The organism is Pseudomonas sp. NFPP25, assembly GCF_900116505.1.
In the GTDB taxonomy this organism is placed as follows: Bacteria; Pseudomonadota; Gammaproteobacteria; order Pseudomonadales; family Pseudomonadaceae; genus Aquipseudomonas; species Aquipseudomonas protegens.
The window spans coordinates 1,500,763-1,514,898 of sequence record NZ_FPBG01000001.1; the positions used below are offsets into that span (position 1 = coordinate 1,500,763).

Genomic DNA, 14,136 nt, shown 5'->3' on the forward strand with positions numbered 1-14,136 from the left:
AGGCAGTACTCCCATGACTCCACCCGAAATCGACTTTTTCCCCGACTTCATCGCCGACCCGCATCGGCTGTTCAACCACCTCAAGGACTCCGTGCTGTGGGACGAGCGCATGCGTGCGCGCAAGACCGCCAGTTTCGGCGCGCCCTACGACTACTCGCAGATCACCTACCCCGCCGTGCCGATGCCCGAAGCGCTGGAGCAGCTGTGCGGGCCCATCGAGCAACTGCTGGGCTTTCGTCCCAACAACTGCCTGCTCAACTGCTACCCCGACGGCCAATCCTCCATGGGCTTTCATTCCGACGCCAATGAACAGTTGGTGACAGGCACCGGGGTGGTGATCGTCTCCCTGGGCCACGCCCGGGCCATGGTCTTTCGCCACAAGGAAAGCGGCGCCACCTTCGACTACAGCCTAGCCAGCGGCTCGTTGCTGCACATGTCGGACGAACTGCAGAAACACTGGCTGCACGCGATCCCCAAGGCGCCGGACGCCGGCGAGCGCATCAGCCTGTCGTTTCGCCAGCTCAAGACCGGGTAGTGCTGGACTCGGTCAGGATCGGCCCTTGACTCAAGGGCCGGGCCATCGACAATGCCCGGCTGTATTCAGCGTTTGCCCCGAGGCCCCATGCAGTTGCTTCCCTGGTCCTACCCCTGTCCCGAAGGCTTCACCCTGCGCGGCCTGCGCTCCGCGCCTTCGGGCAAGCCGCTGCTGCACTTCCTGCACGGCAACGGTTTCTGCTCCATGGCCTATCAGCCGATGCTGGCGCTGCTGGCCGAGTCCTTCGACCTGTGGCTCAGTGACGTCCAGGGCCACGGCGATACCGACCACGGCGGCCCGTTCCTGGGCTGGAACCGTACCGCCGAACTGGCAGCCGAGGCCTTCGAAGCCGGGCTCGATGCCTATGGCGAGGTACCGCGCTATGCGCTGGGCCACAGTTTTGGCGGGGTGCTCACCTGCCTGATCGTCGCCGAACGCCCGCAACTGTTTCGCAAGGCGGTGATGCTGGACCCGGTGATCTTCACCCCCTCCATGATCGGCTCCCTGGGCGTGCTGTCGGCCCTGGGCCTGAACCGCCGCCACAGCCTCGCGCGCAAGGCCGCCGCCCGCCGCCGGCGCTGGCCGGACCGCGCCGCCGCCAAGGCCGCGCTGGCCAACCGGGGCATCTTCAAGGGCTGGAGCGACGCGGCCCTGGCCGCCTATGTCGAACACGGCCTGAAGGACGACGAACAAGGCGTGGCCCTCAAATGCGCCCCCGAGCGCGAAGTGGATATCTACAGCTCCTTTCCCCGCCGCCTGTGGCGCTCGCTGCGCCAGGTGAAGACCCCAAGCCTGGTGATCCATGGCCGCGACAGCTACCCCTACGTGGCTCGCTCGATCAAGCGCTGGGCGGCCATCAACCGGCACCTGAGCACCCAGGTGATCGATGGCCAGCACTGCTTCATGCAGGTCGACCCGGCCACCAGCGCCCGCTCCATCCAGGGCTTTCTCCAGACCGAAGGCCGGTGAAAGCCGCGGGCCAGGCGCCCGCGACAGATGTCACCGTGCTATCATTGACTGGTTTTCCAGGCAGGCCGTGCAACCTGTCGATCCTGGAAAGCACTGGACAAAGGCGCCGATCAGATGCGCCTGCCGCCTGCCTTGTGTGCAAAAAGCCGACGGTGCCGTGGGGCCTGGCCCCACCGCGCACCGCACCGATGCAAACCGCGACTCGCCTCGCCGGTTGTACTTTTTGCCGCCACAAGGAACACAGTCATGCTCTTGAGAACGATGAACATTTCCCGCCGCGCAGGGTTCAGCTTCGCCCTGATCGCCTTGCTGGCCCTGGCCCTGGGAGGTTTCTCCCTGCTGGAAATGCAACGCATGAACCAGCAATCCCTTGAGGTCGACCAGAACTGGCAGCCATCCATCGTTGCCGCCAATGCCCTGGCCCTGACCAGCACCCAGATCCGAACCCTGACCCTGCGCATGCTGGTGGTGCGCGACAGCGGTGACGTGCAGGCCTTGCTGTCGCGCCTCAGCGAGCTGGAGCAGCAGCAGGGTCGGCAACAGCAGGCCTATGAAAAACTGATCAACGTCGACGACGAACGCGCCGCCTACGAGCGTTTTGTCGAAGCCGAGGCGCTATACCTCAAGGACCAGCACCGGATCACCGACCTGATGCGCCAGGGCCACAAGGAAGCGGCGATCGACATCGTCGACGGCGGCCCGTTCCTGGCCAATGCCGATGCCATGCTCAAGGAATTGCTGACCATCATCGACGTCAACACCCGGGGCGGTATCGCCGCGGCGGCGCAAAGCAACCAGGTGTTCAAAGGTGCGGTGGGCATGGTCCTGCTGATCATGCTGGTCGTGGTGGCCCTGACCGTGGTCCTGGCCCTGTTCCTGACCCGCAGCATCGTGCGCCCCCTGGGCCAGGCCGTGGAGGTAGCGGAAACCATCGCCCGCGGTGATCTCGGCCAGAGCATCGCAGTCAGCGGCAAGGACGAACCGGCGCGCCTGCTGCACGCCCTGCAGACCATGCAGGCCAGCCTGCGCGGCACCCTGCAGCGGATCGCCGATTCGTCCAACCAGCTGGCCTCCGCCGCCGAGGAACTGCACGCGGTCACCGAGCATTCCAGCCAGACCCTGCACCAGCAAAGCAATGAAGTGGAGCAGGCGGCCACCGCGGTCAATGAAATGACCGTCGCCGTGGAGGAAGTGGCGCGCAATGCGGTGAGCACCTCCGAAGCCTCCCAGGAAACCGACCGCACGGCCCATCACGGCCGCGAGCAGGTACAGCACACCGTCGACTCCATCGGCCAACTGGCCGAAGACGTGACCCAGACCTGCCAGCGGGTGGAAAACCTGGCGGTGGACGTGCGCAATATCGGCCAGGTGCTGGAAGTGATCCGCTCGATTGCCGAACAGACCAACCTGCTGGCGCTCAATGCCGCCATCGAGGCCGCGCGGGCCGGGGACGCCGGACGCGGCTTCGCCGTGGTCGCCGACGAAGTGCGGGCCCTGGCCCATCGCACCCAGCAGTCGACCCAGGAAATCGAAAGCATGATCAACACCATCGAGGAAGGCACCGAAGGTGCGGTCAGTGCCATGCGCAACAGCAACGAGCGCGCCCACCTGACCCTGGAAGCCGCCCGCGCTTCGGGGCTGGCCCTGGACCAGATCACCCAGGCCATCACCACCATCAACGAGCGCAACCTGGTGATCGCCAGCGCCAGCGAGGAACAGGCCCAGGTCGCCCGCGAGGTAGACCGCAACCTGATCAATATCCGCGACCTGTCGACCCAGACCTCGGCCGGGGCCAACCAGAGCAATGCCGCCAGCCAGGAGCTGTCACGCCTGGCGGTGGACCTCAATGCCCTGGTGACCCAGTTCAAGCTTTGACGCTTGCCGCTTCAGAAGGCGTAGCGGCCGATCACCTGCCGGACCCTGGCTAGCGCCACGCCCAGATCGGCCATGGCCACCGAGCCCAACGCCAGGCGAATGGCGTGGGGCACCGGGCCGGCGCCGACAAAGGGCTCGGCGGTGGACACCGAGACCTTCTCCCGCAGCAGCGCCATGGCCACCTGATCGGCCCGGACTTCCTCGGGCAAGGGCAGCCAGAGGAAGTAGGAGTTCGGATGGCTGACATAGGCCAGCCCGGCCAGGGCTTCCCGGGCCAGGGCCTGGCGGGCCTGGGCATCCTCGCGCTTCTGGTGCTCCAGGCGCGCCACCGTGCCGTCCTCGATCCAGGCACAGGCCATGGCGGTCATCACCCCCGGGGTGTTCCAGGTGCTGGTGCGGATCGCACGCTCGATCAGCGCCACCCAGGCCGGCGGCGCCACCACATAACCGACCCGCAGGCCGGTGGCCACATTCTTCGAGAACCCCGAGATGTAGACCGTGATCTCTGGTGCCAGGGCAGCCAGCGGCGCGGGAGGATCCTGGGCCAGGAAGGCGTAGGCGGCGTCTTCGATGATCAGCAGCCCGTGGGCCCGGCCAATCGCCACCAGGCGCTGGCGCCAGGCCAGGTCCAGCACCCAGCCCATGGGGTTGTGCAGGGTCGGCATGGCGTATACCGCGCGCACCCGCCGCCGTTGGCACAGGCGCTCGAAGGCCTCCAGGTCCGGCCCCTGCTCGCTCAGGGGAATGGCCAGCAGTTCCAGCCCGTGGGCCTCGGCCACCACCTTGAACCCGGGGTAGGTCAAGGCATCCACCGCCACCACATCACCGGGCCTGAGCAACGCCATCAGGGTGGTCGACAGGCCGTGCTGGGCGCCGCTGACCAGCAGCACCTGCTCGCCCTCCACCACCAGCCCATGGCCTGCCAGGTAGCGCGCTACCGTGGCCCGCTCATGACTGCGCCCGGCGTGGGGCTGGTAGCGCAGCAAGGCTTCCAGGTCGCCGGTCGCCGCCAACTGGCGCAAGGCGCTACGCAGCAGTTCGGCCTGGCCGGGCAACGCCGGGTAGTTGAAGTTCAGGTCCAGGGTGCCCGGTGCCGTGGCGGGCTGGTCCACGCCCTGCCCTGGCGGCAAGGCGGTTTCCCGGACATAGGTCCCACGCCCGGTTTCACCGCTGACCAGGCCCATGGCTTCCAGCTCGGCATAGACCCGCGATGCAGTGACCAGGGCCAGCCCTTCCCGCGCCGCCAGCTCGCGATGGGTGGGCAGGCGGGTGCCGGGGGCAAGGATGCCGGTACGGATATCGGCGGCAAAGGTGTCCACCAGTTGTTTGTAGCGGGCACGGGCCATAGGCGCTGTATCCATGACAATTTTTTGATTGTGCTGATTTTCAATCCTAGGATGGGCTCGACACAAGCCCCGCCGCTGCGGCCCCCCACTTCTTGAGCACTCCCCGAATGGAACGGACATCGACCCTGCAATCCCCAGCCCTGGAAAAAACCGCCAGTGGCTGGCTCAACGGCTTTATCGGCGTGCTGATCTTCAGCGGCTCACTGCCGGCCACCCGGGTCGCGGTGCTGGAGTTCGACCCGCTATTCCTCACCGTGGCCCGGGCCACCATCGCCGGGCTCCTGGCGTTGTGCATCCTGCTGCTGTTCAAGCAGCGCCGTCCGAGCCGCGTCCAACTCCTGCCCCTGACCATCGTTGCCCTGGGCGTGGTGCTGGGCTTTCCGCTGCTCACGGCCCTGGCCCTGCAGTACGTGACCTCGGCCCATTCCATTGTGTTCCTCGGCCTGTTGCCCCTGGCCACCGCGGTGTTCGGCGTGCTGCGCGGCGGCGAGCGGCCGCGCCCTGTGTTCTGGCTGTTCTCGGTGCTCGGCAGCCTGTTGGTGGTGGGCTATGCCCTGTCCCAGGGCCTCACGGCTTCACCCGAGGGTGACCTGCTCATGCTCCTGGCCGTACTGGTATGCGGCCTGGGTTATGCCGAAGGCGCCAAGCTGTCGCGCACCCTGGGCGGCTGGCAGGTGATCTCCTGGGCCCTGGTGCTGTCGCTGCCACTGATGGCCGCACTGACCCTGTTCAGCATGCCCGCCTCCTTTAGCGGCATCAGCCTGCCGGCCTGGGTCAGCCTGGGCTACGTATCGCTGTTCAGCATGCTGATCGGTTTTGTCTTCTGGTACCGCGGGCTGGCCCAGGGCGGGATCGCCGCCGTCGGCCAGTTGCAGTTGCTGCAACCCTTTTTCGGCCTGGCCCTGGCCGCCGGCCTGCTCCACGAGCACGTCAGCCTGGGCATGCTCGGGGTCACCGTGGCGGTGATCCTCTGCGTGGTCGGGGCACGAAAGTGTTCCAAATAAGTACAAGGCAGTGGCGGCGCTTGCCGGGCTGCCACTGATTGCGCGGGGATATGAAGCAAGAGCCGCAAAGGGCTCGGGGGTCAGGTCGGAGAGATAGTCGCGAGCGCACCGAGCGCGATGGTCAAGGCTAAAAATCCAAACAAGAAAAACGCCATCTTAGTCATCAGGCCTCCTGAACAGTAGGTATGCGGTGCAGCGGGCCCGGTCTCCAGCCGTAAAGCCGGCCGGGCGCGCCATTTTCAAACCATGGCTGTTCTGATAACAGACGCAGATGCGCAAGAAAAATACGGATCAGATACGCCGCACCGGCCTCCGCTACCTGCTTGCTCGCCCTCGCACCACTTGCCCACGATGCCATGCTGGAAGCAGAAAACCGGAGCACGCCGACGGGCTCCGGTGGCGGGGTTGGCCGATCAGGCCAGTTCTTTACGCAACTGACGGGCCGCGGTGACCATGTGCACCAGGGCTGCTTCGGTTTCCGGCCAGCCGCGGGTCTTCAGGCCGCAGTCCGGGTTGACCCACAGGCGCTCGGCAGGAATGCGCTGGGCGGCCTTGCGCAGCAGGTTGGCCATTTCCGAGGCATCCGGCACCCGTGGCGAGTGGATGTCATAGACGCCCGGACCGATCTCGTTCGGGTAGGCGAAGGCTTTGAAGGCGTCCAGCAGTTCCATGTCCGAACGCGAGGTCTCGATGGTGATGACATCCGCATCCATGGCGGCGATGGACTCGATCACATCGTTGAATTCGCTGTAGCACATATGGGTGTGGATCTGGGTTTCATCACGCACGCCAGAGGCGCACAGGCGGAACACTTCGGTGGCCCAGTCCAGGTAGTGCTGCCACTGCGCCCGGCGCAGCGGCAAGCCTTCACGGAACGCGGCTTCGTCGATCTGCACGATCCTGATGCCGGCGGCTTCCAGGTCCAGCACTTCGTCGCGGATCGCCAGGGCCAATTGCCGGGCCTGCACTTCGCGGCTCACATCTTCGCGCGGGAAAGACCACATCAGCATGGTCACCGGGCCGGTGAGCATGCCCTTCATCACCTTGTCGGTCAGGCCCTGGGCGTAGCGGATCCACTCCACGGTCATGGCTTTGGGGCGGCTCAGGTCACCGAAGATCACCGCCGGCTTGACGCACCGGGAACCGTAACTCTGCACCCAGCCGAAACGAGTGAACACATAGCCGTCCAACTGCTCGGCGAAATACTCGACCATGTCGTTGCGCTCGGCCTCGCCGTGCACCAGCACGTCCAGGCCCAGGCGTTCCTGCACCAGCACCGCGTGGCGGATTTCGCTGTGCATGGCTTCGGTGTATTCGGCCACGCTCAGCTTGCCCTGCTTGAACGACTGGCGTGCCAGGCGGATCGAGGCGGTCTGCGGAAACGAACCGATGGTGGTGGTGGGGAACAGCGGCAGGTCGAGGCCGGCGCGCTGCTTGGCGATACGCCGGATGAAGGCCGAGCGCCGCTGGCTGTCCTTGGGGGTGATGGCCGCCACCCGAGCCTGTACCGCCGGTTTGTGGATGCGCGGCGAGGCCGCGCGGCTGGCCTGTACGGCGCGGCTCTGCTCCAGGGCCTTGAGCACCGCCTGGGCCTGCGGCTGGTTCACCGCCTGGGCCAGTACCGCCACTTCCTGGCATTTCTGCACGGCGAAGGCCAGCCAGCTCTTGAGCTCGGCGTCCAGCTGGTCTTCACGGCCCAGGTCCACTGGGCTGTGCAACAGCGAGCAGGAAGGCGCCACCCACAGGCGCTCACCCAGGCGCTCATGGGCGTGCTGCAGGGTAGCCAGAGCTTTTTCCAGGTCGCAGCGCCAGACGTTACGGCCATTGACCAGGCCCAGTGACAGCACCTTGTAGGCCGGCAGGCGATCGAGGATGGTCGGGTACTGCTCGGGAGCACGCACCAGGTCGATGTGCAGGCCGTCGACCGGCAGGTTCGCGGCCAGGCCGAGATTCTCTTCCAGGCCACCGAAATAGGTCGCCAGGAGTTTTTTCAGCGGCTCGCGCTGGATCTGGTTGTAGGCACGTTCGAACGCGTTTTTCCAATCCTGGGGCAGGTCCAGCACCAGGATCGGCTCGTCGATCTGCACCCACTCCACACCCTGGGCCGCCAGGCGCTGGAAGATCTGGCCGTACAGCGGCAGCAGGCGGTCCAACAGCTCCAGCTTGTCGAACTCTGCGCCCTTGGCCTTGCCCAGCCACAGGTAGGTCAGCGGGCCGATCAGCACCGGCTTGACGGCGTGCCCCAGGGCCCGGGCCTCCTCGACCTCTTCGAAGAGCTGCTCCCAGCCCAGCTGGAATTGCTGGTCGGCGCCGAATTCAGGCACCAGGTAGTGGTAGTTGGTGTCGAACCACTTGGTCATTTCCTGGGCGTGGGCACCGCCGCAGCAGCCGTCGCTGACGCCACGCGCCATGCCGAACAGGGTCTGCAGCGTGGCTGGGCCATGCTGCGGACGGAAACGCTGGGGAATCACGCCGAACATCAGGGAATGGGTCAGAACCTGGTCGTACCAGGCGAAATCGCCTACGGGCAGCAGGTCGATACCGGCGTTTTTCTGCAGCTCCCAGTGAGTCTTGCGCAGATCACGGCCCACGGCGCGCAGGCCGGCTTCGTCGAGTTCGCCCTTCCAGAACGCCTCTTGCGCTTTCTTCAGTTCACGGTCGCGGCCAATGCGCGGAAATCCTAGAGAATGGGCCAAAGCCATGACATGCAACTCCCCTGTGTTTGATGGGAGCCATTGTCGGCACTCGGCACTTGGTGAGACAAACTCATTTTAATCGCGATGATCACAAGTTCCATTCACGATCAAACAGGCAGATCAGACACTGCCGCAGGAGGCCGCGCGCCCTTCAGGCTCCTGCCCGGGGCGGCCCGGGCCAGCTACAGGCCTGCGACCCGGTGCAGATCTGCGCCCCCCTCAGCGGCGAGCCAACTTATACCTCAGGCAATCCTCGTTAAAGCTTTTGCGTAGTGCCTCGGGCTTGATCCGCGAGGGGCTGTCGTAGGTCTGCTCGGTAATGCCCAGGGCCATCATGCGCATCCAGCCCTTGCTGAACTTGTAGGTCTGGATCTTCTGCCGCGCCGCATACAGCGACACCCCGGACAACTTCAATTCCTGGGCCCTGGCGGCAGTGCCCGCCCCCCAGCTGCAGATATATCGGTCATTGGCCGCCAGCTCCCGGGCCTGGGCCGCAGAAGCCCCGCCCAACAGGGCAAACGAAGTCAGCGTAATCAACACATGGCGCATTTTGCGGTCACCTAACCACCTGAAAATAAAGTGATTTTGGCGACACTTCAGACTGCCCGGGGCCAGTACTTTGCCTTCTCGATCAAGGCAATGTGCCTGCCAATGCTGGCCACTCGCGCGGCACAGGCGCACCCGCCGCTGACGCCAGTCGATCAACTGCAACACGCTGAAGCCGGGTTTTTCCGCACCCCGTGGACCGGCTCGATAACCGACGCTGGCGACTGCACAGCCAACGCTGCACGCCCCGGTCCGCCTCCGACGCCCGCCCGCGACTCCAGAACCGCATCGCCAAGGCTGCATCGCGCACGGAGGCCGAAACGCCAGTATTCCTATGAGGAATGCACGGATAAAAAACCTGCATTTTATTTATCGACCAAGATCTCCTAGCGTGGGCGCTCCCCCCTTGGAGAGACCGCCGTGACCGCTTCCCGCCCGCGCCTGTACGTCGATGCCCAGTTCACCAGCCCCTATGCCCTGTCCGTGTTCGTGGTGCTGCGGGAAAAGGGTATCGACTTCGACCTGCTGCCCCTGGACCTGGACGCCGCGCAGAACCGCGAGCCGGCCTACACCCGCCTGTCCCTGACCCAGCGCGTGCCGACCCTGGTGCTGGAGGATTTTGCCCTGTCCGAATCCTCGGCCATCGCTGAATACCTGGAACAGCTGTTCCCACACAACCCGGTCTATCCCCAGGACCTGCGCCAGCGTGCCAAGGCCCGCCAGGTCCAGGCCTGGCTGCGCAGCGACCTGCTGCCGATCCGCCAGGAGCGCACGACCCTGGTGGTGTTCTACGGCTGCAAGGGCGAACCGCTGTCGCCCCAGGCCCAAGCGGCGGCTAACACCCTGGTGGAGGCCGCGCAGGAGCTATTGGCGGATGGCCGCGACTTCCTGTGCGGCCAGTGGTCGATCGCCGATGTCGACCTGGCGCTGATGCTCAACCGGCTGATCCTCAACGGTGACCCGGTGCCGGCGAGCCTGGTGGACTATGCCCGGCGCCAGTGGCAACGGCCGGCAGTGCAGGAATGGGTGCAGTTGCCGCGGCCGGCGCTGTAGGGCCTGGAGCGCCGGGTGATGCGGCCATCGGCGTTGACCTGACGCTGGCCGGGGAGTCTGCGGCCGGCGCGGCTAGGCTTCTTGCGGTTGGCGCAGGTAGGCGAACATGTGCTGGGCATAATCGGCCTTGCCCAGGGGCACACCGTTGTGCCGCAGGATGTTGTAGGCCGTGACCAGGTGGAAATAGAACTGCGGCGTCGCCCAGTTGCGCGCGAACTCCTCGCCGTTCATGTCGAAGGCAATACCGTTGTGCAGCTCGATGGCGATGGCCCTCTGGCCACTGCTGTCGATCAGCTCGCGGTCCGCCGCCGCCAGGAACGCCAGGGTGTCTTCGATCAGTGCCCTGGCCTCGGCCATACCGGCCGGCGCCTGCAATGCAGTCACAGGCTGCCCGCTCAGGCGCTGTACCGCTTCCCGGGCCTGGGTGCAGGCAAAACGCACCTGGGCCGCCAGGTCATACATGTCCGGTGCCAGCCGCGACTGCAACAGCACCTGGGGTTCGACCCCCCGCTCCCGGGCCTGCTCTTCGCCCTTGGCAAGAAAGCCCTCCAGGGCGCGCAGCATCTGGGCAAAACAGGGAACGGTGATTGCGTAGATCGACATGGGTGTTCCTCGATGAGATCAAGACACAGGGGCCGGGTGCTGCCCGTCGCCCCGCCATAAAAGCCGATGGATCCTAGCAGATGTCCCCCCTCTCTCAAGCCGCGAACAATGCCAGAAAAGTACCCCTGGGCCGATCCGGCTGGTATGGTGCGCCCCTTGAGAAATACACCGCCTGACAGTGAGGAAAATGACCTTGAGCAGTGAAGCAAAAATGACCGGGGACCTGTTCGAAGTCGACAAGCGCCTGGCCCTCAAGCCCATCGTCGATTTCAACAGCTACCTGCGCGCGGCCTTCGCCGATGGCCCCTGCTCCTGTGGTCGCTGCGTCGCCAGCCAGGGTGACGAGAGCGGCTACGACTACCAGCACACCTTCAACTTCGCCGGCCGGGTGGCCAACCGCCGCTTCGCCTCCACCGCCGGCAGCGATGTGCTGCAGGCCCTGAAGAAAGCCTGGCTGTCCTTCACCAAGGCCGAGCTGCCGGCGAGCGGCGATCTGGACCTGGCAACGGTCAAGGAATTCGTCGACCCCCAACTGCACAAATTGCTGGTACCGCTGTTCGTCGCCAGCGGCCTGACCCGCGAAGTGGATGGCCAGTTGCAACTGCAGGCGCAAGTGGCGGCTTGAACAGCCGTACCGCCTAAAGCCAGCGCCGCACACGCTGGCGATACGCCGCAAAATCAGCCCCGAACAACTGCCCGAGCGCCCGTTCTTCGGGGTAGATCTGAAAGCGGTTCATGTACAGGACGAACCCCAGCACGCCGAGCAGCACCAGGGGCGAGGCCAGGTACAGCCCCCAGGCCAGCAGCCACAGGGCAAAGCCGACATACATCGGGTTGCGTGTGTACTGGTAGATCCCCGAGGTGACCAGGGCCGAGGCGCTGGCGGGTTTCAGCGGGTTGACCGTGGTCTTGGCCCGGCGAAAGGCAAGCCCTCCGGCCAGGACAAACAGCAGCCCGGCCATCACCAGCGGCAGCGCCAGCAACAGGCGTGTGCCCAAGCCCGGATCCAGGCCCGGCAAGCCGCGCGCAAGCAGCCCCATCAACACGGCGAACAGGACCGCGACAAGGGGGGGTGGAATGCGGTTTTCCAAGGCCTGCATGGTGCCTCTCTCCTCTGCCCGGGTTCAGGTCCGGGGCGTTACAGGTTGTCCGTCACCCGGCACAGCTTGCTGTCTTTCAACGGGGCCGCAGCATATTCCTTCGAGCCAAGCGGCGCCTGCTTGAGCATCACCGCGCACTTGTACATCCCCGAGGCTTCCAGCTGATAGTCCATGCCTGCCTTGGGCACGAAGCTGAACAGGTTGTAGCACTGGTTGCCCAGGTAGTGGAACGCCATGGGCTGCCCGGCCGGCACCAGCACTTCGGTCCGGGTACCGGGCACTGCGGGAGTCTGCGGCGCCGCCATGCCCAGGCTTTCACCGTTACGGTTGGCGTAGCCGTCCCGGGCAGCCACCACGACCCCGGCACCGGGCAGGCGGAAATCCACGCAGTCGGACCTGGGCACACCGCGCACCATGCCGTCGCTGATCACCCGCAGGCGCACGGTTTCGCCACCCGGCGGCGTGGAATAGGGCGTGGAAAAGGACCGCACATCGGTCAGGGCGCCGCAGCCGGCCAGCGCCAGCAGCAGGCCGGCGAGACCCGGCAGGCGCACGCGCCCTATGCAGGTGTTGAGGGGGTGAGGCGATTGACTCACTATGTCGCTCCTTGCGGGTCGGGTTCCTGGGCAGCTGCTGCGATCAGCAGCCGGCGTTTTATAAAGGGTTCACCCACTCGCGGCAATGCTGGCCCTGAAACTTCGGAAACCCTGACCATGCAAAACCAGCATCAAGGCAGTTGCCTGTGCGGCGCGGTGACTTACCAAGTGTGCGGCGCGCTGAAAGCCGTCACCCACTGCCATTGCCACAAGTGCCAGAAGGGCCACGGCGCGGCCTTTGCTTCCTACGCCAGTACGCCGCGTGCGAATCTGGAAATCCGCGACCAGAGATCGGCGCTCAAGGTGTACGAATCCTCCCCTGGCGTGCTGCGCCAGTTCTGCTGCCACTGCGGCTCTTCGTTGTTCTGGCAGGACACCCAGGGCGAATATCGCCAGTGGATTTCCATCACCATTGCCACCCTGGACACGCCCTTCGCAGCCCCCAGGCAACAGCATTACTGCGTGGCCATGAAGGCCGACTGGTATGCAATCACCGATCAGTTCGACCAAGTGCAATAAGCCACGCCGCACCCAGAGGAATGCCCCTGTCATGACCCGGCACTTCAGCTACGTCTGGCTCCTGCCGTTGCTTGAACGCCCCTACGAATCGGTCGCGGCCGACCTGCCTGGCGCCCTCGCCGGGCTCAGGATAGAGCCCCCCGCCGGGTGAACCGCTGTGCCTGCGCCAGTTGCTGCTGAGCGCCCTGGGGTCCGGCTCCGAACACTGGGAGCACTGTGCTGTGGCATGGCTGGAAGCCGGCTTCCCGCTGGATCGCGAGCTGTGCGAAAGCCTGCTGCACCAGGTCTCGCAAAAAATGTTCAGCCAGCCCATCCGCCATCGGCTGACCACCCTCGGCAAACGCTGGCTACGCCAGGACAACCAGGCCCGTACCCACGACTCAAACCCACGCCACTAGCGCGCCGCGACGTCCTTGGGTTTGTAGAAGCTGAAGCTGCCGATCTCGGTGGTCTTGATATAGGCCCGGGACCAGTCCGGCGAAACACTGCGGTCGTGAAAGAACAGCGCGCCGCCGGTACGGTCCTTGAGCTGCTGGTTCAGCGCCTTGCGGGCAATTTCCTTGGCGATGGTATAGCGGCCCTCTTCTTCCACCTGGTCGGGCCGGCCATCGCACCACCAGGAGAACTGGCAGGGGCTTTTTTCCGAACCCTGCTTGACCACTTCGCACACCGTCCCGGGAAACCCCTCATGGCCCAGGCGGTTCAGCACCACATTGGCCACGGCCTCCATATCGGCGCTTTCACCGCCCTTGGCTTCCCAGTAGATGGTCCGCGACAGGCACGTGATGGCGTCGTCCACCGGGGCCTGGCCGGCCGGGTCCACGGCCTGCACTTCGTTCTTGGTGATGGGTGCGGCCTGGGGCTCGACCTTCGGGCTTTCCTTGTCCGCGGCTTTCTGCTCCAGCGCCTGGGCCTTGTCCTGGGCAGCGGCCTGCACCGCCGGCTGCGGGTCGGCGGCCCAGAGCTGGGCTGCGGGCAACAACAAGGCAAAACACAGGGTCCTGACAATCCAGCGCATGATCGATCCTTCCCGAAAAACCTTTACCCCCTGCCAGCGCCGCCCCTGAACGTACCTGGCGGCAGAGCGGCGCAACCGGTTGCAGCATGGCCGGCACGATGGCGCGTCGAGGGGGAGCGAACGGGTCACCGGGGGCCATGTTGAATCGACCATGGGCCGCGCGAATCATTCCCTGGTGCCGCAAGCCCTGCACAAGGCCCAGGACAAGGCTCCCGTGGAAATTCGCTGGTAATGATAAGAATTCTCATTAGAATGCCCAGCCATTCACGCTGAGCC

15 protein-coding genes are annotated in these 14,136 nt (G+C 65.4%); 8 read left to right on the forward strand and 7 right to left on the reverse strand.

What is annotated here, in order from left to right; translation table 11 throughout:
- Nucleotides 1–13: 13 nt before the first annotated feature.
- The 3 genes from BM382_RS06470 to BM382_RS06480 all read left to right on the forward strand — a co-directional run bounded on the left by BM382_RS06470 (nt 14) and on the right by BM382_RS06480 (nt 3,379).
- Nucleotides 14–535 carry an alpha-ketoglutarate-dependent dioxygenase AlkB family protein gene (locus tag BM382_RS06470; protein ID WP_015635171.1) on the forward strand — a complete coding sequence of 174 codons (522 nt, stop codon included), beginning with the start codon at nt 14–16 and terminating at the stop codon, nt 533–535.
- Nucleotides 536–622: 87 nt separating this feature from the next.
- Nucleotides 623–1,504 (forward strand): alpha/beta fold hydrolase, encoded by an 882-nt coding sequence (locus tag BM382_RS06475; protein ID WP_041774176.1) that lies wholly within the window; start codon nt 623–625, stop codon nt 1,502–1,504.
- Nucleotides 1,505–1,750: 246 nt separating this feature from the next.
- Nucleotides 1,751–3,379 (forward strand): methyl-accepting chemotaxis protein, encoded by a 1,629-nt coding sequence (locus BM382_RS06480; protein WP_072442371.1) that lies wholly within the window; start codon nt 1,751–1,753, stop codon nt 3,377–3,379.
- 11 nt (nt 3,380–3,390) lie between these two features.
- On the opposite strand, the gene BM382_RS06485 is transcribed toward BM382_RS06480, so the two are convergent.
- Entirely contained in the window at nt 3,391–4,725 is a 1,335-nt protein-coding gene (locus tag BM382_RS06485) for an aminotransferase-like domain-containing protein (protein WP_011060704.1), read from the reverse strand.
- Nucleotides 4,726–4,832: 107 nt separating this feature from the next.
- Between BM382_RS06485 and BM382_RS06490 the strand changes: the two genes are divergently transcribed.
- A complete protein-coding gene (locus BM382_RS06490) occupies nt 4,833–5,729 on the forward strand; it encodes a DMT family transporter (protein ID WP_053150745.1) in 897 nt (298 codons plus the stop codon).
- A gap of 413 nt (nt 5,730–6,142) precedes the next feature.
- On the opposite strand, the gene metE is transcribed toward BM382_RS06490, so the two are convergent.
- Nucleotides 6,143–8,431, reverse strand: a complete 2,289-nt coding sequence (gene metE / locus BM382_RS06495; protein ID WP_072442373.1) for a 5-methyltetrahydropteroyltriglutamate--homocysteine S-methyltransferase — start codon at nt 8,429–8,431, stop codon at nt 6,143–6,145.
- 213 nt (nt 8,432–8,644) lie between these two features.
- Nucleotides 8,645–8,974 (reverse strand): hypothetical protein, encoded by a 330-nt coding sequence (locus tag BM382_RS06500; protein WP_019094991.1) that lies wholly within the window; start codon nt 8,972–8,974, stop codon nt 8,645–8,647.
- A gap of 417 nt (nt 8,975–9,391) precedes the next feature.
- Between BM382_RS06500 and yfcF the strand changes: the two genes are divergently transcribed.
- On the forward strand, nt 9,392–10,024 hold the full coding sequence (gene yfcF / locus BM382_RS06505) for a glutathione transferase (RefSeq protein WP_019094992.1): 633 nt from the start codon (nt 9,392–9,394) through the stop codon (nt 10,022–10,024).
- Nucleotides 10,025–10,096: 72 nt separating this feature from the next.
- Here the strand turns inward: yfcF and BM382_RS06510 are convergent, their stop codons facing one another.
- The gene (locus BM382_RS06510) at nt 10,097–10,627 is read right to left on the reverse strand and encodes a DUF1993 domain-containing protein (protein ID WP_019094993.1); all 531 of its coding nucleotides are present in this window, start codon (nt 10,625–10,627) and stop codon (nt 10,097–10,099) included.
- Between the two features lie 187 nt (nt 10,628–10,814).
- On the opposite strand from BM382_RS06510, the gene BM382_RS06515 reads away from it, so the two are divergent.
- Nucleotides 10,815–11,252: a hypothetical protein gene (locus BM382_RS06515; protein ID WP_019094994.1), complete on the forward strand. Its 438-nt coding sequence runs from the start codon at nt 10,815–10,817 to the stop codon at nt 11,250–11,252.
- Between the two features lie 13 nt (nt 11,253–11,265).
- Here BM382_RS06515 and BM382_RS06520 read toward each other — a convergent pair whose 3' ends face one another.
- Both BM382_RS06520 and BM382_RS06525 read right to left on the reverse strand, forming a co-directional pair.
- Complete coding sequence (locus BM382_RS06520) at nt 11,266–11,727, reverse strand: methyltransferase family protein (RefSeq protein WP_011060697.1); 462 nt, start codon at nt 11,725–11,727, stop codon at nt 11,266–11,268.
- 38 nt (nt 11,728–11,765) lie between these two features.
- Nucleotides 11,766–12,323 carry a hypothetical protein gene (locus BM382_RS06525; protein ID WP_019094995.1) on the reverse strand — a complete coding sequence of 186 codons (558 nt, stop codon included), beginning with the start codon at nt 12,321–12,323 and terminating at the stop codon, nt 11,766–11,768.
- 117 nt (nt 12,324–12,440) lie between these two features.
- Between BM382_RS06525 and BM382_RS06530 the strand changes: the two genes are divergently transcribed.
- Both BM382_RS06530 and BM382_RS32050 read left to right on the forward strand, forming a co-directional pair.
- Nucleotides 12,441–12,842: a GFA family protein gene (locus BM382_RS06530; protein ID WP_072442376.1), complete on the forward strand. Its 402-nt coding sequence runs from the start codon at nt 12,441–12,443 to the stop codon at nt 12,840–12,842.
- Between the two features lie 221 nt (nt 12,843–13,063).
- A complete protein-coding gene (locus tag BM382_RS32050) occupies nt 13,064–13,240 on the forward strand; it encodes a hypothetical protein (RefSeq protein WP_239690401.1) in 177 nt (58 codons plus the stop codon).
- Here BM382_RS32050 and BM382_RS06540 read toward each other — a convergent pair.
- Entirely contained in the window at nt 13,237–13,860 is a 624-nt protein-coding gene (locus BM382_RS06540) for a cell wall hydrolase (protein ID WP_011060694.1), read from the reverse strand. The two genes, BM382_RS32050 and BM382_RS06540, sit on opposite strands and share 4 nt — an antisense overlap.
- Nucleotides 13,861–14,136 lie beyond the last annotated feature (276 nt).